The sequence below is a fragment of the Streptococcus sp. 'group B' genome (genome assembly GCF_002073795.1).
GTDB lineage: Bacteria > Bacillota > Bacilli > Lactobacillales > Streptococcaceae > Streptococcus > Streptococcus agalactiae.
Genome location: NZ_CP020432.1, coordinates 1,205,862 through 1,227,579, shown reverse-complemented (window position 1 = coordinate 1,227,579; position 21,718 = coordinate 1,205,862). Strand labels below are relative to the sequence as shown.

Sequence of the window (21,718 nt, the reverse complement as noted above, 5' to 3'; positions counted from 1 at the left end):
ATTATTATTTTACATAACTTAATTTATGTATTTATTTTTATGGGAGAATTAATAAAAAAGTGCTATAATATAGGTGTATTCATAGTGTGAGGTGCCGTTATGTCCTATATTGAAATGAAGCATTCCTATAAGCGTTATCAAACAGGTGAAACCGAAATTGTTGCTAACAATGATATTAGTTTCAGTATTGAAAGAGGTGAGTTGGTGGTTATTCTTGGTGCATCCGGCGCTGGCAAATCTACTGTTCTCAATATACTAGGAGGGATGGATAGTAATAGTGAAGGTGAAGTTTTAATTGATGGTAAGAATATTGCTAATTATACCATCAGGGAATTGACTCGTTACCGTAGATATGATGTCGGGTTTGTTTTTCAATTCTATAACTTAGTCCCTAATCTAACAGCACTAGAGAATGTAGAATTGGCTTCAGAAATTGTTCCAAAGGCATTAGATGCCCAACAGGCATTAGAAAACGTAGGTTTGGGACACCGTATCAATCATTTTCCAGCACAGCTTTCCGGTGGCGAACAGCAACGCGTTGCAATAGCACGAGCTATTGCCAAAAAACCTAAACTGTTACTTTGTGATGAACCTACTGGTGCTTTAGATTACCAAACTGGAAAACAAGTACTAGCCATCCTGCAAAAGATGGCGCAATCAAAAGAAACAACTGTGATCATTGTTACTCATAATACTGCCTTAGCGCCAATTGCAAATCGCGTGATCCATATGCATGATTCAAAAATCAGTGATATTGTAATAAACGAGAATCCAAGTGATATTCAGAACATAGAATATTAGAGGTTATACAGATGGGAAAGACATTTTGGAAAGATATCTATCGATCAATTACGACTTCAAAAGGTAGATTTTCATCAATCCTCTTACTTATGATGTTAGGCTCATTTGCTTTTATAGGACTGAAGGTCTCAGCACCTAATATGCAAAGAACAGCACAAAATTACCTTGCTCATCATCATGTTATGGATATTACCGTTTTCAATTCTTGGGGACTTGACAAACATGATCAAACTGTTTTAGAAAGCTTAAAAGGATCACAAGTTGAATTTTCTTACTTTGTAGATACAACCCCTCAACAGAATAGTAAATCTTATCGATTGTATTCCAATACTAAAACGATATCAACCTTTGATCTTGTTAAGGGACGTCTCCCTTTAAATAAATCAGAAATTGCTCTCTCATTTCAGGAACGAAAAAAATATGCAATAGGTGATAAAATTAATTTTAAACAAGATAAAAACAAACTGTTTTCAAATACAGGTCCTCTAACTATTGTAGGTTTTGTTAATTCTACCGAGATTTGGTCTAAGACAAACCTTGGTAGTTCTCAAACAGGGGACGGCGACTTAGATAGTTATGGCGTATTAGATAAGACAGCATTTCACTCTCCAGTATATACAATGGCAAGGGTAACTTTTAAAGATCTTAGGTTGATTAACCCTTTCTCAATAAGTTACAAAGAAAAAGTAGCGAAATACCAAGAAAAGGTATCGCGAAAATTAAATATTCACAATAAAATAAGATATACCAAAACAAAAAAAGAGAGCCTACGTAAAATCGATGAGGAGGAAAAAAGCCTACTAAAAGCTCAAAAACAAATCAATCGGTTAGATAATGATAGCCTAGCGATGCCACTATCTCAAAGACAAGCTATTCAAATGAAAATTAAACAAGACCGACTATCTCTTTTGAAACGAACAAAAGAGCTTCTAAAATTGAGACATAACACCCAAATAATGGAATCGCCTCAAATTATTGTCTACAACCGTACTACCTTTCCTGGAGGACAAGGATATAACACTTTTGACTCCAGTACAAATAGCACTTCTAAAATCAGTAATCTTTTCCCCATTATTTTATATTTAGTCGCAGCATTAGTAACCTTAACAACAATGACTAGGTTCGTCGAGGAAGAAAGAACCAACGCAGGCATATTAAAAGCACTAGGCTATAGTGACCGCCAAGTTATCTTTAAATTTATTATTTATGGTTTTATAGCAGGAACATTAGGGACTACTTTGGGTATCATTGGAGGGCATTATCTTTTACCTCGTATTATTTCTGATATCATTTCCAAAGACCTGACTATTCCAAACACACAGTATCATCTTTTCTTAAATTACAGTTTACTAGCCTTTGTTTTTTCATTATTAAGCATTGTTCTTCCAGTTTTTGTTATCACTCGACGTGAGTTGAAAGAAAAAGCAGCATTTTTATTATTACCAAAACCACCAGCTAAAGGATCTAAAATAGCTTTAGAGTATATCAATTGGATTTGGAAAAAACTGTCCTTCACACAAAAAGTAACTGCTAGAAATATTTTTCGTTACAAACAAAGGATGATTATGACCATATTTGGAGTTGCTGGATCAGTAGCGCTCTTATTTTCAGGTCTAGGAATACAATCCTCCTTAAAGCAAACCGTCAATGAACATTTCGGTCGTATTATGCCCTATGATATATTGCTAACATATAACACAAATGCTTCTCCCCCAAAAATACTTGAACTACTTTCAAAAGATTCAAAAATAGACAAATACCAACCAATACACCTTGAAAATCTTGACGAATCCATTCCTGGACAAATTAATAAACAGTCAATTTCCCTATTCATAACAGACAAAAAACAATTACTACCTTTTATTTATTTACAAGAAGCAACAACTAATAAGTCATTGCACTTGAATAATAAAGGGATTATTATTTCTAAAAAATTAGCTCAATTTTATCATGTTAATACCGGTGATTTTATCCATTTATCTCATTCACAAACACTTCCTTCTAGAAAATTAAAAATAACAGGAGTTGTCAATGCGAATGTTGGTCACTATATTTTTATGACAAAACAATACTATCGAACTATTTTTAAGAAAGAAGCTAAAGATAACGCTTTTTTGGTTAAGTTAACCAAACATAAAATCGCAAATAACTTAGCAGAAAAACTTTTAGAAATTAATGGAGTTGAGTCTCTTACGCAAAATGCTCTTCAGCTGGCTAGTGTAGAAGCCGTTGTGCGTTCTTTAGATGGCTCTATGACTATTTTAGTTGTCGTATCTTTATTGTTAGCCATTGTAATTCTCTATAATCTCACTAATATTAATTTAGCAGAACGTAAGCGGGAGCTATCAACTATAAAGGTATTAGGTTTTTATAATGAAGAAGTAACTTTATACATTTACCGCGAAACCATTATTTTATCAACCATCGGTGTGATTCTAGGCACCATTAGCGGTACTTATTTACACCGTCAAATGATGTTGCTAATTGGTTCAGATCAAATACTTTTTGGTGAAAAAGTATCACCAACTACATTTATAATACCAATAAGCGTAGTAGTCATCATTCTAATAAGTCTAGGTTTTATAGTTAACCATCAATTAAAAAAACTCAATATGTTAGATGCCTTGAAATCAGTAGATTAGTTTATAAAAAAGATTATCTTTTCTAATCTTTTCGATAACGATTGACAGCAAGTAATCTTAATTGTATAATATAACAGTATAAAGTTAGATAAAAGTGAGATATTTATGAGAAAGTCTATTTTTGAGGAAACTGCAAAAGGTAAAGTATCAAGGCATGTCCTTTTAACTATATTATTGGCTTTGATATTACTATTTACAGCAGATTTCCTTACCTATATTATTATTGAATTGATTATCTCGCTTGATTTTTGGAAACTAGAGTGGGATAGCGATATCGTCCAGTTAATCATTTTACTAGCAACTTCAATTAGTACGGTAATGTTATTTATGTGGGTGAAATTTAAAGAGAAGCGTCCAATTAGTTCTCTAGGGCTATTTAAAGAAGGAGCCCTAACAGAATTATCTAGAGGATGGTTAGTCGGGAGCGTTCTCTTTGGAGCCTGCTTAATATTAACAATAATTTCAGGCTCTGGAGTTATCGAAACTGTTCGTTTTACAGCTGATAAATTGATTTGGTTTCTTATTTTTGCTGTTGGATGGCAGGTACAAAGCGCATCTGTTGAAATATTGTGTCGTGGATGGTTACTTCCGGTGAGTGCCACAAAGTATAGTAAGATAGTTTCTGTCAGTATCAGTTCAATCTTTTTCGGTCTTCTGCATAGCGCTAATAATCATGTAAGCCTTATCTCGATTTTCAATCTGTGTCTCTTTGGACTATTTCTATCGCTCTATGTTATTTTAAAAGGTAACATCTGGGGGGCGTGTGGTATTCATGGCGCCTGGAACTGTGTACAAGGGAGTGTCTTTGGAATCGAAGTTAGTGGAGAGCCAATGTTGTCTAACTCCCTAGTCCATGTTAAAACCTATGGTGCTGACTGGATTAGCGGTGGAAAATTTGGTGTGGAAGGAAGCATGATTACCAGTATTGTTCTTATCGTAGCATGTTATTGGCTTTATCAAAAATCGAATTTTCCTTACGACTAATAGATTTAATCTAAATAAGCTTCTCTTACTGAAAGCTTATTTTTTATTTTAGTATTAAAAAACTATGTTTTGTGATATAATATTTTAAAGACGAAAGGAGTCTATTGTGCCACAAAATCCAACAAGTAACCCAGAGAAAAAAACTTATTTATTATCTGAATTGGTAGACTGCTTTAAAGGTAAAGCTGTGCCTTCAAAAGCAGAAGCAGGTGATATCCGTATTATTAATTTGAGTGATATGTCTCCTTTAGGAATTGACTACCATAACTTAAGAACATTCCAAGATGAACAACGATCGCTTTTAAAATATCTACTTCAGGAAGGCGATGTTTTAATCGCTTCAAAAGGAACTGTCAAGAAAGTTGCTATTTTTGAAGAGCAAGATTACCCTGTCGTTGCCTCTGCTAATATTACAATACTAAGGCCTACACAACACATTAGAGGGTACTACTTAAAGCTTTTTTTTGATTCAGAAGAAGGTCAACAGGCACTTGAGAATGCTAACAAAGGAAAAGCTGTGATGAATATTAGCACAAAGGAACTGTTAAATATTGCAATACCAAGTATCCCGCTTTTTAGACAGGATTATCTTATCCAACGTTATAAACAGGGGCTCAACGATTACAAACGTAAGATAGCACGTGCAGAGCAGGAGTGGGAACGTATCCAAAATGACATCAGACAACAACTTAGCTAGAACCAAATACAAAACATCATAGGAAGAGTTATCATGAACGAAATCAAATGCCCTCATTGTGGAACAGCTTTTGCCATCAACGAGTCTGAATACCATCAATTACTAGAACAAATTCGTGGAGATGCTTTTGACAAAGAAGTAAGTGAACGGTTGGAAAAAGAACGTCTAATATTAGGGGAGCAAGCAAAAAATCAATTACAGGAAGTTGTTGTAGAAAAAGACAAGGAGATAGCTAAACTTCAGTACAAAGTCAAACAATTTCTTATAGAAAAAGACAATCTTCTCAAAGACAATGAGTACCAACTCGCTGAGCAATTAAATCAAAAAGACATGATGCTTCGCGACCTTGAAAACCAAATCGATAGACTACGTTTAGAGCATGAAAATAGCTTGCAAGAGGCGCTAACAAAAGTCGAACGAGAAAGAGATGCAATACAAAATCAGTTGCACATTCAAGAAAAAGAAAAAGATTTAGCTTTAGCTTCAGTAAAAAGTGATTATGAAGTACAACTAAAGGCAGCCAATGAACAAGTAGAATTCTATAAAAACTTCAAAGCTCAACAGTCTACTAAAGCAGTAGGAGAAAGTTTAGAACATTATGCTGAAACAGAATTTAATAAAGTGCGACATTTGGCCTTTCCTAATGCTTATTTTGAGAAGGACAATACATTATCAAGTCGTGGCTCAAAGGGGGACTTTATCTATCGAGAAAAGGATGAAAATGACCTTGAGTTTTTAAGTATCATGTTTGAAATGAAAAATGAGTCTGATGATACTATCAAGAAGCATAAAAATGAAGATTTTTTCAAAGAATTAGATAAAGATCGTCGTGAAAAATCTTGCGAATACGCAGTTTTAGTAACTATGCTTGAAGCAGACAATGACTATTATAATACTGGAATTGTTGATGTTAGTCACAAATACCCTAAAATGTACGTTATACGTCCACAATTTTTTATCCAATTAATTGGTATTCTAAGAAATGCAGCACTCAATACCTTAAAATATAAACAAGAGCTTGCTTTGATGAAAGAACAAAATATTGACATCACACATTTTGAAGAAGATTTAGATATTTTCAAAAATGCATTTGCTAAAAATTATAATTCTGCAAGCAAAAATTTCCAGAAAGCAATCGATGAAATAGATAAATCTATTAAACGTATGGAAGCTGTTAAGGCTGCTTTAACAACGTCTGAAAATCAACTACGTCTTGCAAATAATAAATTAGACGATGTTTCTGTCAAGAAATTAACAAGAAAAAATCCAACAATGAAAGCAAAATTCGATGCTCTAAAAGACTAAGAGGTTATGATTATGAAGATTAGAACTGCTACACTAGACGATAGTGAAAAATTAGTCCCTTTGTATCAAGAATTAGGATACGCAATATCATTATCAGAGATTCAATCTATTTTAAAGGTTATTCTTACTCATTCAGATTATGGCTTTTTGATAGCTGAGGATAATGGCAAACTACTCGCCTTCGTTGGATATCATAAACTTTACTTTTTTGAAAAAAGTGGGACTTACTATCGTATTTTAGCACTAGTAGTTAATGAAAAGCACCGTCGTAAAGGCATCGCTAGTCAACTTATTAATCACGTTAAACAGCTAGCTAAAACAGATGGAAGTGAAGTACTGGCTTTAAATAGCAGTTTAAAAGAATATCGTCAGGAAGCTTATCATTTTTATGAAAACCTAGGGTTCAAGAAGGTTAGTACAGGCTTTTCATACTATTTAGATTAGGTATAAATCCTTATAGCACTATACCAAAAGAGCGTAAGTTTTTACGCTCCTTTCTTTGTGTTACCGCTTATTTACTGATATAATATAAAACATGATTACAGGAATAATTAATTTAAAGAAAGAAGCTGGAATGACATCACACGATGCTGTATTCAAGCTTCGAAAGATATTACATACAAAAAAAATAGGACACGGCGGAACTCTTGATCCAGATGTTGTTGGGGTTTTACCAATTGCGGTTGGAAAAGCCACTCGTGTTATTGAATATATGACAGAAAGTGGCAAAATTTATGAAGGAGAAATCACTTTAGGATATGCCACAAGTACAGAAGATTCTAGTGGAGAGGTCATTTCAAGAACTCCACTAACTCAATCCGATCTTAGCGAGGATGTTGTGGATCATGCGATGAAAAGTTTTACCGGTCCAATTACACAAGTTCCTCCTATGTATTCAGCAGTTAAAGTAAATGGTAAAAAACTCTATGAATATGCTCGTTCAGGAGAAGAAGTAGAGCGACCTAAACGACAAATAACAATTTCTGAATTTAGACGCACAAGCCCATTGTACTTCGAAAAAGGCATCTGCCGTTTTAGTTTCTATGTCTCATGCAGTAAAGGTACCTATGTTAGGACGTTAGCTGTTGATCTAGGAATAAAACTAGGATATGCTAGCCATATGTCTTTCCTAAAAAGAACCTCATCTGCAGGATTATCTATTACACAATCATTAACGCTTGAAGAAATTAATGAAAAATATAAGCAAGAAGATTTTTCATTTTTACTTCCAATTGAATATGGTGTTTTAGATCTCCCAAAAGTTAACCTAACTGAGGAAGATAAAGTTGAAATCTCATACGGACGTCGTATCTTATTAGAAAATGAAGCAGATACCTTAGCAGCTTTTTATGAAAATAGAGTTATCGCTATACTAGAAAAACGTGGCAATGAATTTAAACCACACAAAGTATTGTTATAAAGAAAGTCAATCATGAAAATCCATTACATTAATGATTATAAAGATATTCAAGCTAAAGAAGATTGCGTCTTAGTTTTGGGCTATTTTGATGGCTTACATCTGGGACATAAAGCCCTCTTTGATAAAGCTAAAAAAATCGCGACCGAAAAAAATTTGAAAATTGTCGTCTTAACGTTTAATGAGACACCTCGTCTAACCTTCGCTCGCTTCCAACCTGAATTATTGCTACATCTTACCTCTCCAGAAAAACGTTCTGAAAAATTTCAAGAGTATGGCGTCGATGAGTTATATTTAATGAATTTTACCAGTCATTTTTCAAAAGTATCTTCTGACCTTTTTATTAAGAAATATATTTATGGTCTCAGAGCAAAAGCTGCTGTTGTCGGTTTTGATTATAAGTTCGGTCATAATCGTACCAGTGGTGATTATCTAGCGCGTAATTTCAAGGGACCAGTCTATATTATTGATGAAATTTCTGAAGGTGGTGAAAAAATCTCTTCTACACGTATTCGTCAATTGATTACAGAGGGTAATGTTGAGAAAGCTAACCAACTTTTGGGTTATGAGTTTTCAACCTGTGGCATGGTAGTACATGGAGATGCTAGAGGACGAACTATAGGGTTCCCAACTGCTAATCTAGCTCCTATTAATCGCACTTACTTACCTGCAGACGGTGTTTATATTTCCAATGTTCTGATTAATGGAAAATATTATAGAGCAATGACGAGCATTGGAAAAAATATCACTTTTGGTGGTACAGAACTTCGTTTAGAAGCTAATATCTTTGATTTTGATGGCGACATTTATGGAGAAACTATTGAAATTTTCTGGTTAAAAAGAATCAGAGAAATGGTAAAGTTTAATGGTATTGACGATCTTGTAAAACAACTTAAAAAAGATAAAGAAATTGCTTTAAATTGGAAAAAAGATAGTCAAACTCTTTAATTTTTTGTATAATAGTCTCTAGTAAATACAAGAGGCGGTTATATGATTACCTTATTTTTATCACCCAGCTGTACTAGTTGTCGAAAAGCGCGTGCTTGGCTAAGTAAGCATGAGGTTGCTTTTGAAGAGCATAACATTATTACAAGTCCACTCAATAAAGAAGAACTATTACAAATTCTATCGTTTACAGAAAATGGTACAGAAGACATTATTTCCACACGTTCAAAAGTCTTTCAAAAACTTGCTATTGATGTAGACGAATTATCAACGTCTTCATTAATGGAATTAATTTCAGAAAATCCAAGTCTTTTACGACGCCCAATTATTTTAGACAAAAAACGTATGCAGATTGGTTTTAATGAGGATGAAATTCGTGCCTTCTTACCGCGTGACTATCGTAAACAAGAACTGAAACAGGCCACTATTCGTGCTGAAATTGAGGGAAAACATGATTAGTAGTAATTATAGTTATCCTCTTGATCCTTCATGGAATACGGAAGATATTACTAAGGTACTTCGCTTTTTAAATCAAGTTGAACACGCCTATGAAAATAGTGTTAAAGTTGATGATTTGCTAGATAGCTATAAAGAATTTAAAAAATTTGTTAAATCCAAGGCGCAGGAAAAACAAATTGACCGTGAATTCCAGAGAACTAGCGGTTATTCCACTTATCAAGCTGTTAAAGCAGCACAACAACAAGCGAAAGGATTTATTTCACTTGGACGCTAAATTTGATTTCGCTAAACAATTAGTGTATAAAGCTGGTCAATTCATTAAATCTGAGATGCAAAATACTTTTGATGTTGAGGAAAAGTCTCGATTTGATGATTTAGTGACAAGTCTTGATAAAAAAACACAAAAATTATTAATTCAAGAAATTATTCAACATTACCCAGATGATAATATACTTGCCGAAGAAGATGATGTGCGCTCACCCATTGCACAAGGTAATGTTTGGGTTTTAGACCCTATTGATGGAACTGTTAATTTTATTGTTCAAAAAGATAACTTTGCTGTTATGTTAGCTTATTACGAAGAAGGCGTTGGACAATTTGGTATCATCTACGACGTTATGGCTGATATTCTTTACAGCGGGGGAGGACATTTTGATGTCTATGCTAACGATAAAAAAATTGTTCCTTTTCAAGAGTGTCCTTTAGAACGTTGCTTACTTGGAGTAAATTCTGCTATGTATGCAGAAAATGATTGCGGTATTGCCCATTTAGCTTCTGAAACCTTAGGTGTTCGTATCTATGGTGGTGCTGGAATTAGCATGGCAAAAGTCATGCAGGGCAAATTATTAGCTTATTTTTCGTATATTCAACCTTGGGATTATGCTGCAGCAAAAATCATGGGGGAGACATTAGGATTTACCTTATTAACGCTTGACGGGGAAGAACCCAACTATTCAACAAGACAAAAAGTAATGTTCCTACCAAAGTCGAAATTAAATCTTATCCAATCCTACCTTACCAAAAAATAAACTTAAAACCTTCTAATTAAATAGAAGGTTTTTTTGCACGCCCGTGATTATGTAGTATAATAGAAACATGAAATTACCGAATGAATTTATTGAAAAATATCAGACTATACTTAAAGATGAAGCAGAAGCTTTTTTTGACAGTTTTGAACAAAAACCCATATCGGCATATCGCACCAATCCTCTCAAAGAAAAGCAACTTGATTTTCCAAATGCCATCCCAAGTACCCCTTGGGGGCATTATGGGAAAATATCAGGAAAATCAATAGAACACACAACTGGCCTTGTTTATTCTCAAGAACCTGCTGCTCAGATAGTGGCTCAGATTGCTGAACCACAAGAAGGAATGAAAGTGCTAGATTTAGCAGCTGCACCTGGTGGAAAAACAACACACCTTCTATCATATTTAAACAATACTGGTCTATTAGTTAGTAATGAAATTTCAAATAAACGTAGTAAAATTTTAGTCGAAAATGTCGAACGTTTTGGTGCTAGAAATGTTATCGTGACTAATGAAAGCTCCCAACGACTAGCCAAATGTTTTAATTCTTTTTTTGATCTTATTGTTTTTGACGGTCCGTGTTCTGGTGAGGGAATGTTCCGCAAAGATCCTCAAGCAATACAATATTGGCACAAAGATTACCCCACTGAATGTGCACAGTTACAAAGAGATATTTTAAAAGAAGCAATCAAAATGCTAGCTCATGGTGGTATACTTGTATACTCTACTTGTACATGGTCACCAGAAGAGAACGAAGAAGTGGTTAATTGGCTCCTTCAAGAGTATGATTACTTAGAACTTGTTGATATTCCTAAACTAAATGGGATGGTTGAAGGGATTAATGTACCACAAGTTGCAAGGATGTACCCTCATCATTTTCAAGGTGAAGGACAATTCGTTGCAAAACTGAGAGATACTAGATCTAAGGAAGCACAGAAAATTAAGCCAAAAGCACAGAAAATAAATAAAATGCAGTTACAATTGTGGCAACAATTTGCACAAGACCATTTAAAGATAGACTTGAACGGTGTTTTAGATGTTTTCGGCGACCAACTCTATCTTCTACCTAATGGTCTCCCTGATTTGTCTAAATTAAAAATAGCACGCAATGGTCTCCATCTAGGCACTTTCAAGAAGAATCGTTTTGAGCCATCGTTTGCTTTAGGAATGGCACTTAGCGAACATGACCTAGTACAGTCTATTGAAATTGATATAGAACAGTTTGAGGTGTACGTATCTGGAAATGTAGTCAAACTAGACAAGACTGTTCCAAACGGTTGGTATCAAATTCTTGTAAAAGGCAATGGATTAGGTTTTGCAAAAGTGACAAATAATACTCTTAAAAATTATTACCCTAAAGGACTACGATTTCAGACATAACTGTTATTGAATACTTTTAATAAAAAAGGAAAAAGAAATACTTTTCAAACCCTAGAAACTTATGGTACTATGGGACAGTGATGTGTGTTTTTACTATTTGTAAATCATTAAACACTCAATGATTTTAGTAATATATATCAACTACTAAATATCAAAATTTATTCAAAAGAATAGGAAAATGAAAATGAAAAAAAACATTTTTTTGTTAACCTTGCTAGCCACCGTCTTATTGACGCTGTCTGGTTGTGCTAATTGGATTGATAAAGGTCAATCAATCACCAGCGTTGGTTCAACCGCCTTACAGCCACTTGTAGAAGCTGCAGCAGATGAGTTTGGTAAGACAAACCTCGGTAAGACTATCAATGTCCAAGGAGGAGGCTCAGGAACAGGCTTATCACAAGTACAGTCTGGAGCTGTTCAAATTGGTAATAGCGACTTATTTGCAGAAGAAAAAGATGGTATTGATGCTAAGAAATTGAAAGACCATCAAGTCGCAGTAGCTGGATTAGCTGTTATTGTTAATAAAAAAGTTAATGTTAAAAATCTAACCACCCACCAACTTCGTGATATTTTTGCAGGAAAAATCAAGAATTGGAAAGAAGTGGGAGGACAAGATTTAGATATTTCCATCATCAATCGAGCAGCAAGTTCTGGATCCCGTGCAACCTTCGATAATACTATTATGGGAAATGTTGCTCCTATTCAAAGCCAAGAACAAGATTCAAATGGTATGGTGAAATCAATTGTTTCTCAAACACCTGGTGCGATTTCATACCTCGCTTTTGCATACGTTGATAAATCTGTCGGAACATTAAAACTAAATGGTTTTGCGCCAACAGCTAAAAATGTTACTACCGACAACTGGAAACTTTGGTCATATGAACATATGTATACAAAAGGTAATGAAACAGGTCTAACAAAAGAATTCTTAGACTACATGAAAAGTGATAAAGTTCAAAGTAGTATCGTACAACATATGGGATATATCTCTATTAACGACATGAAAGTTGTTAAAGATGCTGAAGGTAAAGTAACCCCAAAATAAAACTTAATCACATCTAGATAAAGCATCTTGATCCTAGGAGGAATTATGAAAAATCAAGAATTAGCTAAAAAATTAACATCTCCTTCAAAAAACTCTCGATTAGAAAAATTTGGTAAAGGAATAACTTTTCTTTCGCTTGCCCTAATCGTCTTCATTGTTGCGATGATTTTGATTTTTGTTGCTCAAAAAGGACTATCTACATTTTTTGTTGATGGCGTTAAATTAACAGACTTCTTATTTAATACAAAATGGGAACCAAGTGCTAAGTCATTCGGTGCTCTTCCAATGATAGCTGGATCATTTATTGTTACTATTCTATCAGCTATCATTGCTACACCATTTGCTATCGGTGCTGCCGTATTTATGACTGAAATCTCACCTAAATATGGTTCTAAAATTTTACAACCTGCAGTTGAATTACTAGTTGGGATTCCTTCTGTTGTTTACGGTTTTATTGGTTTACAGATTATTGTTCCCTTCGTTCGCTCTATTTTTGGGGGAACAGGTTTTGGCATTTTATCTGGGGTCTGTGTCCTCTTCGTCATGATTCTACCAACTGTTACTTTCATGACAGTAGATAGCCTTAGAGCTGTGCCACGTCACTATAAAGAAGCAAGTTTAGCCATGGGGGCAACTCGTTGGCAAACAATTTGGCGTGTTATATTAAACGCTGCACGTCCAGGAATTTTCACTGCAATTGTTTTTGGTATGGCACGTGCATTTGGTGAAGCTCTAGCAATTCAGATGGTTGTCGGAAACTCTGCAATTTTACCAACATCATTGACAACACCAGCAGCAACATTAACGTCTGTTCTAACAATGGGTATTGGTAATACTGTAATGGGAACTGTACAAAACAATGTCCTCTGGTCGCTAGCCTTAGTACTTTTAATTATGAGTTTAGCATTTAATACAGTTATTAAGTTAATTACAAGGGAAGGAAAGAAAAACTATGAACGCTAAAAAGGCTGACAAATTAGCAACTACAATACTCTATAGTATTGCAGCTATCATCGTTACAATCCTCGCCTCTCTTTTAATTTTTATTCTTGTTCGCGGATTGCCACACGTATCTTGGTCATTTTTAACTGGGAAATCATCATCATATGAAGCAGGAGGCGGTATTGGAATACAATTATACAATTCCTTTTTCCTACTTATTGTTACTCTGATTATTTCTATTCCTCTATCTTTAGGAGCTGGAATATACCTCTCAGAATATGCTAAAAAAGGACGTTTAACAAACTTTGTTAGAACATGTATCGAAATTTTGTCATCTCTTCCTTCTGTTGTAGTTGGTCTGTTTGGTTACCTAATCTTCGTTGTTCAATTTCAATATGGCTTCTCAATTATCTCAGGTGCCTTAGCACTTACTGTTTTTAACTTACCCCAAATGACACGTAGTGTTGAAGATAGCCTTCAAAATGTACACCACACACAGCGTGAAGCAGGATTGGCCCTAGGTATTTCTCGTTGGGAAACGGTCATTTACGTCGTTGTCCCTGAAGCTCTGCCAAGTATTGTAACTGGTGTTGTGCTAGCTTCAGGACGTATTTTCGGTGAGGCAGCAGCACTTATTTATACAGCTGGTCAATCTGCTCCAGCACTTGATTGGTCAAATTGGAACGTCCTTAGTGTTACAAGTCCAATCTCAATTTTCCGTCAAGCAGAAACTTTAGCTGTTCATATTTGGAAAGTTAATAGCGAAGGGACAATCCCTGATGCAACACAAGTATCTGCCGGTAGCGCCGCAGTCTTATTGGTTGTTATTCTTATTTTCAACCTTTCAGCTCGCTCGATCGGTAAGAAACTTCATTCGAAATTAACCTCGTCTAATTAAAAGGAGTAGTAATGGCAGAATATAATTGGGACGAACGCCATATCATTACCTTCCCTGAAGAAAATTCAGCTCTCACCACAAAAGATTTACACGTTTACTACGGTGAGAAAGAAGCTATCAAGGGAATTGATATGCAATTTGAAAAAAATAAAATTACAGCCTTAATCGGCCCATCTGGATGTGGAAAATCAACATATCTTCGTAGCTTAAATCGTATGAACGATACGATTGATATTGCACGCGTGACTGGACAAATCATGTATGAAGGAATTGATGTTAACGCTCAAGATATCAATGTTTACGAGATGCGAAAACATATCGGAATGGTTTTCCAACGTCCAAACCCGTTTGCAAAATCAATTTATAAAAACATTACCTTTGCATATGAGCGTGCTGGTGTAAAAGATAAAAAATTCTTAGATGAAGTTGTCGAAACCTCACTAAAACAAGCTGCTCTATGGGATCAAGTAAAAGATGACCTTCATAAATCAGCATTCACTTTATCTGGCGGTCAACAGCAGCGATTATGTATTGCACGTGCTATCGCAGTTAAACCAGAAATTCTCTTAATGGATGAACCTGCTTCAGCACTCGATCCGATTGCAACTATGCAACTAGAAGAGACAATGTTTGAACTCAAGAAAAATTACACTATAATTATCGTAACACATAATATGCAACAAGCAGCACGTGCTAGTGATTATACTGCATTTTTCTATCTTGGAGACTTAATCGAATACGATAAAACGAATAACATTTTCCAAAATGCTAAATGTCAATCTACTAGCGATTATGTTTCTGGTCGATTTGGATAGTGAGGTAAAAGATGACACAACCTATTTTACAAGTCAGTGATTTGTCTGTTTACTATAATAAGAAAAAAGCTTTAAAAGAAGTCTCAATGGACTTCTATCCTAATGAAATTACAGCCTTAATTGGTCCGTCTGGTTCTGGAAAGTCAACACTCTTACGAGCTATTAACCGTATGGGAGACTTAAATCCTGAAGTCACTCTAACAGGAGCAGTGATGTATAACGGACATAATGTTTATAGCCCGCGCACTGATACCGTAGAACTTCGTAAAGAAATTGGGATGGTTTTTCAGCAGCCTAATCCATTTCCTATGTCAGTATTTGAAAATGTTGTTTATGGTCTTAGACTCAAAGGAATAAAAGACAAAGCTACGTTAGATGAAGCCGTAGAGACTTCATTGAAGGGCGCGTCTATCTGGGACGAGGTCAAAGATAGATTACACGACTCTGCTCTTGGTTTATCTGGTGGTCAACAACAACGTGTTTGTATTGCCAGAACCCTTGCTACCAAGCCTAAAATTATCCTTCTAGATGAGCCAACCTCTGCACTTGACCCAATTTCTGCTGGTAAAATTGAAGAGACTTTACATGGTCTAAAAGATCAATATACCATGTTACTTGTTACACGTTCTATGCAGCAAGCCTCACGTATTTCTGATCGTACAGGTTTCTTCTTAGACGGTAACTTAATTGAATATGGCAATACAAAAGAAATGTTTATGAATCCTAAACATAAAGAAACTGAAGATTACATTACAGGTAAATTCGGTTAATACCATATAATAAGATCAGAAAGAGAATACAATATGTTAAGATCAAAATTTGATGAAGAATTAGATAAACTGCATAACCAATTCTATGCAATGGGAATTGAAGCTATCGGACAAATCAAAAAAACAGTTCGTGCTTTTGTCAGTCATGATCGAGAGTTAGCTAAAGAAGTGATAGAAGATGATGTAACGCTTAACAACTTTGAAACGAAGTTAGAGAAAAAATCATTGGAAATTATTGCACTCCAGCAGCCTGTATCACAAGACTTACGCACCGTTATTACCGTTTTAAAAGCTACTAGTGATGTTGAGCGTATGGGAGACCATGCAGCAGCAGTTGCAAAAGCAACCATCCGTATGAAGGGCGAGGAAAGAATCCCAGCAGTAGAATTAGAAATCAATAATATGGGAAAAGCAGTTAAAAACATGCTTGAAGAAGCCTTAACAGCTTATATCAATGGTGATGATGAAAAAGCTTACGAAGTAGCAGCAATGGATGAAATAGTTGATGATTACTTCCGTGATATCCAAAAAATGGTAGTTGAAACAATTCAAAAGCATCCTGACGTAGCATTTGCCGCCAAAGAATACTTCCAAGTATTGATGCACTTGGAGCGAATTGGAGATTATGGCAAAAATATCTGTGAATGGATTGTTTATTTAAAAACTGGAAAAATTATCGAGTTATGATATAATTATTGCTTGTAGAGTGGTAATTGTAAGTATAGTTCGTGCGATAGAAAAGCTGTAACTATCTTGTTACAGCTTTTCTATCTTTTCTAGCCCATACAGGACTAGTAATGTTTCAAATGTTTCTGAATTAGTTAGGAGTTATATGAAAACTGTAGAACATTTTGTTACCAAATTTGTCCCTGAAAACTATAACCTTTTCTTGGATATTAATCGTCAAACTAAAACCTTTTCAGGTAACGTTGCTGTGTCTGGCGAAGCCTTAGATAACAATATCTCTTTTCACCAAAAAGGGTTAACCATTAAATCTGTCTTATTAGATAATCAACCATTAGATTTCCAACTAGATGAAGACAATGAAGCTATGCATATTCAATTGCATGAAACTGGTAGCATGGTATTAGTCTTTGAATTCAGCGGTCACATTACCGATAATATGACAGGTATGTATCCATCTTACTATACAGTTAATGGCATCAAAAAAGAGGTTATCTCCACACAATTTGAAAGTCATTTTGCTCGTGAAGTATTCCCAAGTATTGACGAACCAGAAGCAAAAGCAACCTTTGATTTGAGCCTAAAATTCGATCAAAAAGAAGGAGAGATTGCTCTTTCAAATATGCCGGAAATCAATGCTGAACAACGTCAAGAAACAGGTTTATGGACATTTGACACCACACCTAAAATGTCCTCATATTTATTAGCTTTTGCCTTGGGGGAATTGCATGGTAAAACAACACATACCAAAAACGGCACTCTTGTTGGCTCATATGCCACAAAAGCCCATCAGTTAAATGAATTAGATTTTTCTTTAGATATCGTTGTGCGTGTTATTGAGTTTTATGAGGACTACTTTGGTGTACGTTATCCTATTCCTCAGTCACTCCACGTTGCTCTACCTGATTTTTCTGCTGGAGCTATGGAAAATTGGGGATTAGTAACATATCGTGAAGTCTATCTTTTAGTAGATGAGAACTCTAGTGTTTCCAGCCGTCAGCAAGTAGCATTAGTTGTAGCACATGAAATAGCTCACCAGTGGTTTGGTAACCTCGTTACTATGAAATGGTGGGATGATTTATGGTTAAATGAATCATTTGCTAATATGATGGAATATGTATCAATTGATTATATTGAACCAAAACTTAATATATTTGAAGACTTTCAAACAGGTGGTCTACCATTAGCTCTTAAGCGTGATGCCACAGATGGCGTCCAATCTGTTCACGTTGAGGTCAATCATCCTGATGAAATTAACACACTTTTTGATCCAGCTATCGTTTATGCAAAAGGTAGCCGCCTCATGCACATGTTACGTCGCTGGTTAGGCGATACAGATTTTGCCGCAGGACTAAAAATTTATTTTGAAAAACATCAATATCAAAATACTATTGGTCGTGACCTTTGGAATGCACTTTCTCAAACCTCAGGAAAAGATGTTGCAGCTTTCATGGATTCTTGGTTAGAGCAACCAGGATACCCTGTGATGGCAGCCAAAATAGAAGAAGATGAGCTCATTTTAACTCAAAAACAATTCTTTATTGGTGAACACGAAGATAAGTCTCGCTTGTGGCAAATTCCTCTTAATAGTAATTGGGAAGGAATCCCAGAGATATTAACCGAGGAAACGGTAGTAATCCCCAATTTTAGTCAGTTAGCTGAAAAGAACAAAGAAAATGGTGCACTGCGTTTCAATACTGAAAATACTGCACATTACATTACTAACTATCAAGGTCAACTCTTAGAGCATATCATTTCTGATCTTCCTCTTATGGATAACATTTCTAAACTACAAATTGTACAAGAACGTCATTTACTTGCTGAAAGTGGTATGATTTCATATAGTAGTTTAATACCTTTAGTCTCTCTTTTGAGCCAAGAGACATCATATCTTGTTAACTCTGCTATTAAGAGTGTTATTGATGGTTTATCCTTATTCGTCCAGGAAGATAGCCAAGATGAATTCGACTTTAAAGAATTTGTTAATAAATTATCAGCATTTAATTTTAATAGACTTGGCTTTGAAAAAAGAGAAGGAGAAGGAGATGATAGCGAAATGGTCCGTCATCTATCCCTAAGCCTTGCTCTCTACTCAGATAATGAACATGCTATTGAAGAAGCTCACCATATTTTTAAAGCCCACGAAAATAATATCGCTGCTATACCAGCTGCAATTCGCCTGTTAGTTCTTACCAATGAAATGAAGCATTTCGAATCCAAAGAACTTAGCCACTTGTTATTAGAGACTTATAGTACTACTACCGATGGGAATTTCAAACGACAACTAGCGAGTGCTTTATCTCATACTACAGATAGCAAGACACTCAAGAAATTATTGTCAGATTGGAAAAATAAAGATATTGTGAAACCACAAGACTTAGCTATGAGTTGGTATGCTACTTTCCTTAAAAATTCTTTTACACAAGAAAGTGTCTGGGAGTGGGCCCAAGAAAACTGGGAATGGATCAAAGCAACTCTAGGTGGTGATATGAGTTTTGATAAATTTGTGATTTATCCCTCAAGTAGTTTCAAAACAGAAGAACGCCTTGAACAATATAAAAACTTTTTCGAGCCTCAATTAAGCGATATGGCGATTAGCCGTAATATTTCAATGGGAATTAAAGAAATTTCTGCTCGTGTCCTTTTAATCACGAAGCAAAAAGAAGAAGTTATCAATACTATCAAAAAATATATCTAATAAACTCAAATAGAGATTGATGGATTATTCAATCTCTATTTCTTTGTCTGTGTCATGAAATTAGTTGACATAAAACATACTTTATTTAGGATTTATTAAGCAAAGTTTGGTATTCTAATATTAATAGTTCAGATAAAATATGTACATCGAAAGGATATACTATGATAAAAATTTTATTAATTGAAGATGACTTGAGTCTTTCCAATTCCGTTTTTGATTTCCTTGATGACTTTGCCGATGTCATGCAAATTTTTGATGGAGAAGAGGGTCTTTACGAAGCCGAAAGTGGAGTCTATGATCTGATTCTTCTAGATCTCATGTTACCTGAAAAAAACGGCTTCCAAGTGTTGAAAGAGCTACGTGAAAAAGGTATTACAACCCCTGTATTAATAATGACCGCTAAAGAAAGCATTGATGATAAGGGACAAGGTTTCGACTTAGGTGCTGATGATTATCTAACAAAACCTTTTTACCTAGAAGAACTAAAAATGCGAATTCAGGCTCTTTTAAAGCGTTCTGGAAAATTTAATGATAACAGCCTAATTTATGGTGATATTCGCGTAGACATGTCTACTAACTCAACCTTTGTTAATCAAACAGAAGTTGAGCTCTTAGGTAAAGAGTTTGATCTTTTAGTCTATTTCCTTCAAAATCAAAATGTTATCTTACCGAAATCTCAAATCTTTGATCGTATTTGGGGATTTGATAGTGATACAACGATTTCAGTTGTAGAAGTCTATGTCTCTAAGGTTCGGAAAAAATTAAAAGGAACACTTTTTTCAGAAAACCTTCAAACTTTGCGTAGTGTAGGATATATTTTAAAGCATGTCGAAACCGATTAAGATAAGTAAATTCAAAAAAAATGTCTCAGATAGTCATTTTATCCATTTTTTCACAGTTTTTAGTGGTATTTTTCTGGTTATGACTGTTATCATCCTCCAAGTCATGCGCTATGGTGTTTATTCTTCTGTTGATAGTAGTTTAAAGTATATCAGTACCCATCCTAAAAATTACATCAATATGGTTATGTCACGTACTGCTGCCTACCTAGATAACTCCAATATCGCAAGTGTCAAGTTAAAACCCGGCGGTCAGACAGTAGCTAATACTGATATTATTCTTTTTACATCAGAAGAAGAAGTCATTAACTATTTTGACGCATTTTCAAACTATCAGTTTTTAAAACCTAATAAAAAAAATCTAGGTGGCATTAGTGAATTAACTTTAACCAACATCTTTGGTCAAGATGAGACATATCATGCTGTCACCGTAAAAGTTAATAACCCTGCTTATCCTAATGTGACTTACATGACAGCTATTGTTAATATTGATCAATTAGTAAATGCTAAAGAACGCTATGAAAAAATTATTATATTTGTCATGACTACTTTTTGGATTATTTCAATTGGAGCAAGTATCTACTTAGCTAAATGGGCACAAAAACCGATTATAGAAAACTACGAAAGACAGAAGGCTTTTGTCGAAAATGCTAGCCACGAGCTGCGTACTCCCCTAGCTGTCTTACAAAATCGCCTAGAAACGCTATTCAGAAAACCGAATGCCACCATTTTAGAAAATAGTGAAAATATCGCTTCAAGTCTAGATGAAGTACGAAATATGCGTATTTTAACCACTAATCTTTTAAACTTAGCAAGACGTGATGATGGAATCAAACCAGAATTAGCTGTTATTAAGCCTACACTTTTTGATAGTATCTTTGAGAATTATGATCTAATCGCCCAAGAGAATGGTAAAAATTTTACTGGACATAATATGATCCAAGATAGTTTCAAAACAGATAAGACACTGCTAAAACAACTCATGACTATTTTATTTGATAATGCTATAAAATATACTGACAATGATGGTAGCATTGACTTTACCATATCTGAAACTGATAAGTATCTCTTTTTAGAAATCGCTGATAATGGACCAGGAATTTCAGAGGAGGATAAAGTCAGAATTTTTGATCGTTTTTACCGTGTTGACAAAGCAAGAACACGACAACAAGGAGGGTTTGGCCTCGGCCTTTCTTTAGCTCAACAAATCGTTAACTCACTGCGAGGTAATATTACAGTAATTGATAATAAACCTAGAGGCAGTATTTTTAAGATAAAACTACCAAAAGTAAAAGGTTAGGCCATGTTAGTCCTAACCTTTTAAATTTTAAAGTGGTCTTGCATACTTGATATAGCAAGCTGATAGGAAAT

The 21,718-nt window shown here is 34.9% G+C and carries 21 protein-coding genes; all 21 read left to right on the top strand.

Going from position 1 to position 21,718, the window contains the following annotated elements; translation table 11 throughout:
* Positions 1 to 99: 99 nt before the first annotated feature.
* Positions 100 to 801, top strand: a complete 702-nt coding sequence (locus A6J68_RS06535) for an ABC transporter ATP-binding protein (protein WP_000120355.1) — start codon at positions 100 to 102, stop codon at positions 799 to 801.
* Between the two features lie 11 nt (positions 802 to 812).
* Positions 813 to 3,443: an ABC transporter permease gene (locus A6J68_RS06530; protein WP_000520616.1), complete on the top strand. Its 2,631-nt coding sequence runs from the start codon at positions 813 to 815 to the stop codon at positions 3,441 to 3,443.
* A 105-nt stretch (positions 3,444 to 3,548) separates the two neighbouring features.
* Positions 3,549 to 4,427 carry a CPBP family intramembrane glutamic endopeptidase gene (locus A6J68_RS06525; protein ID WP_001232132.1) on the top strand — a complete coding sequence of 293 codons (879 nt, stop codon included), beginning with the start codon at positions 3,549 to 3,551 and terminating at the stop codon, positions 4,425 to 4,427.
* Positions 4,428 to 4,533: 106 nt separating this feature from the next.
* Complete coding sequence (locus tag A6J68_RS06520) at positions 4,534 to 5,124, top strand: restriction endonuclease subunit S (protein ID WP_001135934.1); 591 nt, start codon at positions 4,534 to 4,536, stop codon at positions 5,122 to 5,124.
* A 33-nt stretch (positions 5,125 to 5,157) separates the two neighbouring features.
* Positions 5,158 to 6,429: a DUF2130 domain-containing protein gene (locus A6J68_RS06515; protein ID WP_001002583.1), complete on the top strand. Its 1,272-nt coding sequence runs from the start codon at positions 5,158 to 5,160 to the stop codon at positions 6,427 to 6,429.
* Positions 6,430 to 6,441: 12 nt separating this feature from the next.
* Positions 6,442 to 6,873, top strand: a complete 432-nt coding sequence (locus A6J68_RS06510) for a GNAT family N-acetyltransferase (protein WP_000702703.1) — start codon at positions 6,442 to 6,444, stop codon at positions 6,871 to 6,873.
* A gap of 91 nt (positions 6,874 to 6,964) precedes the next feature.
* Complete coding sequence (gene truB, locus A6J68_RS06505; protein WP_001873502.1) at positions 6,965 to 7,849, top strand: tRNA pseudouridine(55) synthase TruB; 885 nt, start codon at positions 6,965 to 6,967, stop codon at positions 7,847 to 7,849.
* Between the two features lie 12 nt (positions 7,850 to 7,861).
* Complete coding sequence (locus A6J68_RS06500) at positions 7,862 to 8,794, top strand: bifunctional riboflavin kinase/FAD synthetase (RefSeq protein ID WP_000690921.1); 933 nt, start codon at positions 7,862 to 7,864, stop codon at positions 8,792 to 8,794.
* Positions 8,795 to 8,836: 42 nt separating this feature from the next.
* Complete coding sequence (locus tag A6J68_RS06495) at positions 8,837 to 9,250, top strand: Spx/MgsR family RNA polymerase-binding regulatory protein (RefSeq protein WP_000631264.1); 414 nt, start codon at positions 8,837 to 8,839, stop codon at positions 9,248 to 9,250.
* Positions 9,243 to 9,524 carry a UPF0223 family protein gene (locus A6J68_RS06490; RefSeq protein ID WP_000625904.1) on the top strand — a complete coding sequence of 94 codons (282 nt, stop codon included), beginning with the start codon at positions 9,243 to 9,245 and terminating at the stop codon, positions 9,522 to 9,524. The genes A6J68_RS06495 and A6J68_RS06490 overlap by 8 nt, the downstream gene beginning before the upstream one ends.
* Complete coding sequence (locus A6J68_RS06485) at positions 9,514 to 10,278, top strand: inositol monophosphatase family protein (RefSeq protein WP_000338948.1); 765 nt, start codon at positions 9,514 to 9,516, stop codon at positions 10,276 to 10,278. Before A6J68_RS06490 ends, A6J68_RS06485 begins: the two co-directional genes overlap by 11 nt.
* Positions 10,279 to 10,345: 67 nt before the next feature.
* Positions 10,346 to 11,656, top strand: a complete 1,311-nt coding sequence (locus A6J68_RS06480; protein ID WP_000775401.1) for an RsmF rRNA methyltransferase first C-terminal domain-containing protein — start codon at positions 10,346 to 10,348, stop codon at positions 11,654 to 11,656.
* Between the two features lie 178 nt (positions 11,657 to 11,834).
* Complete coding sequence (locus tag A6J68_RS06475; protein ID WP_001873504.1) at positions 11,835 to 12,701, top strand: phosphate ABC transporter substrate-binding protein PstS family protein; 867 nt, start codon at positions 11,835 to 11,837, stop codon at positions 12,699 to 12,701.
* Between the two features lie 45 nt (positions 12,702 to 12,746).
* Positions 12,747 to 13,664, top strand: a complete 918-nt coding sequence (pstC, locus tag A6J68_RS06470) for a phosphate ABC transporter permease subunit PstC (protein ID WP_000795717.1) — start codon at positions 12,747 to 12,749, stop codon at positions 13,662 to 13,664.
* Positions 13,654 to 14,541: a phosphate ABC transporter permease PstA gene (pstA, locus tag A6J68_RS06465; protein WP_000992189.1), complete on the top strand. Its 888-nt coding sequence runs from the start codon at positions 13,654 to 13,656 to the stop codon at positions 14,539 to 14,541. Before pstC ends, pstA begins: the two co-directional genes overlap by 11 nt.
* An 11-nt stretch (positions 14,542 to 14,552) precedes the next feature.
* Entirely contained in the window at positions 14,553 to 15,356 is an 804-nt protein-coding gene (gene pstB / locus A6J68_RS06460; protein WP_000852851.1) for a phosphate ABC transporter ATP-binding protein PstB, read from the top strand.
* An 11-nt stretch (positions 15,357 to 15,367) separates the two neighbouring features.
* A complete protein-coding gene (pstB, locus tag A6J68_RS06455) occupies positions 15,368 to 16,126 on the top strand; it encodes a phosphate ABC transporter ATP-binding protein PstB (protein WP_000193363.1) in 759 nt (252 codons plus the stop codon).
* Positions 16,127 to 16,159: 33 nt separating this feature from the next.
* Complete coding sequence (gene phoU, locus A6J68_RS06450; protein WP_000946330.1) at positions 16,160 to 16,813, top strand: phosphate signaling complex protein PhoU; 654 nt, start codon at positions 16,160 to 16,162, stop codon at positions 16,811 to 16,813.
* 145 nt (positions 16,814 to 16,958) lie between these two features.
* Entirely contained in the window at positions 16,959 to 19,508 is a 2,550-nt protein-coding gene (locus A6J68_RS06445; RefSeq protein WP_000859382.1) for a M1 family metallopeptidase, read from the top strand.
* Between the two features lie 161 nt (positions 19,509 to 19,669).
* Positions 19,670 to 20,350, top strand: coding sequence for a response regulator transcription factor (locus tag A6J68_RS06440; protein WP_000590620.1), 681 nt, complete (start codon positions 19,670 to 19,672; stop codon positions 20,348 to 20,350).
* A complete protein-coding gene (locus A6J68_RS06435; protein ID WP_000042576.1) occupies positions 20,334 to 21,647 on the top strand; it encodes a sensor histidine kinase in 1,314 nt (437 codons plus the stop codon). The genes A6J68_RS06440 and A6J68_RS06435 overlap by 17 nt, the downstream gene beginning before the upstream one ends.
* Positions 21,648 to 21,718 lie beyond the last annotated feature (71 nt).

What these genes read in the sequence shown, in the direction of transcription:
- A6J68_RS06535 (WP_000120355.1), top strand. Translation starts at nt 100, where the DNA reads ATGTCCTATATTGAAATGAAGCATTCCTATAAGCGTTATCAAACAGGT.
- A6J68_RS06475 (WP_001873504.1), top strand. Translation starts at nt 11,835, where the DNA reads ATGAAAATGAAAAAAAACATTTTTTTGTTAACCTTGCTAGCCACCGTC.
- A6J68_RS06515 (WP_001002583.1), top strand. Translation starts at nt 5,158, where the DNA reads ATGAACGAAATCAAATGCCCTCATTGTGGAACAGCTTTTGCCATCAAC.
- A6J68_RS06480 (WP_000775401.1), top strand. Translation starts at nt 10,346, where the DNA reads ATGAAATTACCGAATGAATTTATTGAAAAATATCAGACTATACTTAAA.
- A6J68_RS06435 (WP_000042576.1), top strand. Translation starts at nt 20,334, where the DNA reads ATGTCGAAACCGATTAAGATAAGTAAATTCAAAAAAAATGTCTCAGAT.
- pstB (WP_000852851.1), top strand. Translation starts at nt 14,553, where the DNA reads ATGGCAGAATATAATTGGGACGAACGCCATATCATTACCTTCCCTGAA.
- A6J68_RS06495 (WP_000631264.1), top strand. Translation starts at nt 8,837, where the DNA reads ATGATTACCTTATTTTTATCACCCAGCTGTACTAGTTGTCGAAAAGCG.
- A6J68_RS06445 (WP_000859382.1), top strand. Translation starts at nt 16,959, where the DNA reads ATGAAAACTGTAGAACATTTTGTTACCAAATTTGTCCCTGAAAACTAT.
- A6J68_RS06525 (WP_001232132.1), top strand. Translation starts at nt 3,549, where the DNA reads ATGAGAAAGTCTATTTTTGAGGAAACTGCAAAAGGTAAAGTATCAAGG.
- truB (WP_001873502.1), top strand. Translation starts at nt 6,965, where the DNA reads ATGATTACAGGAATAATTAATTTAAAGAAAGAAGCTGGAATGACATCA.
- pstA (WP_000992189.1), top strand. Translation starts at nt 13,654, where the DNA reads ATGAACGCTAAAAAGGCTGACAAATTAGCAACTACAATACTCTATAGT.
- pstC (WP_000795717.1), top strand. Translation starts at nt 12,747, where the DNA reads ATGAAAAATCAAGAATTAGCTAAAAAATTAACATCTCCTTCAAAAAAC.
- A6J68_RS06500 (WP_000690921.1), top strand. Translation starts at nt 7,862, where the DNA reads ATGAAAATCCATTACATTAATGATTATAAAGATATTCAAGCTAAAGAA.
- A6J68_RS06510 (WP_000702703.1), top strand. Translation starts at nt 6,442, where the DNA reads ATGAAGATTAGAACTGCTACACTAGACGATAGTGAAAAATTAGTCCCT.
- pstB (WP_000193363.1), top strand. Translation starts at nt 15,368, where the DNA reads ATGACACAACCTATTTTACAAGTCAGTGATTTGTCTGTTTACTATAAT.
- A6J68_RS06530 (WP_000520616.1), top strand. Translation starts at nt 813, where the DNA reads ATGGGAAAGACATTTTGGAAAGATATCTATCGATCAATTACGACTTCA.
- A6J68_RS06440 (WP_000590620.1), top strand. Translation starts at nt 19,670, where the DNA reads ATGATAAAAATTTTATTAATTGAAGATGACTTGAGTCTTTCCAATTCC.
- phoU (WP_000946330.1), top strand. Translation starts at nt 16,160, where the DNA reads ATGTTAAGATCAAAATTTGATGAAGAATTAGATAAACTGCATAACCAA.
- A6J68_RS06490 (WP_000625904.1), top strand. Translation starts at nt 9,243, where the DNA reads ATGATTAGTAGTAATTATAGTTATCCTCTTGATCCTTCATGGAATACG.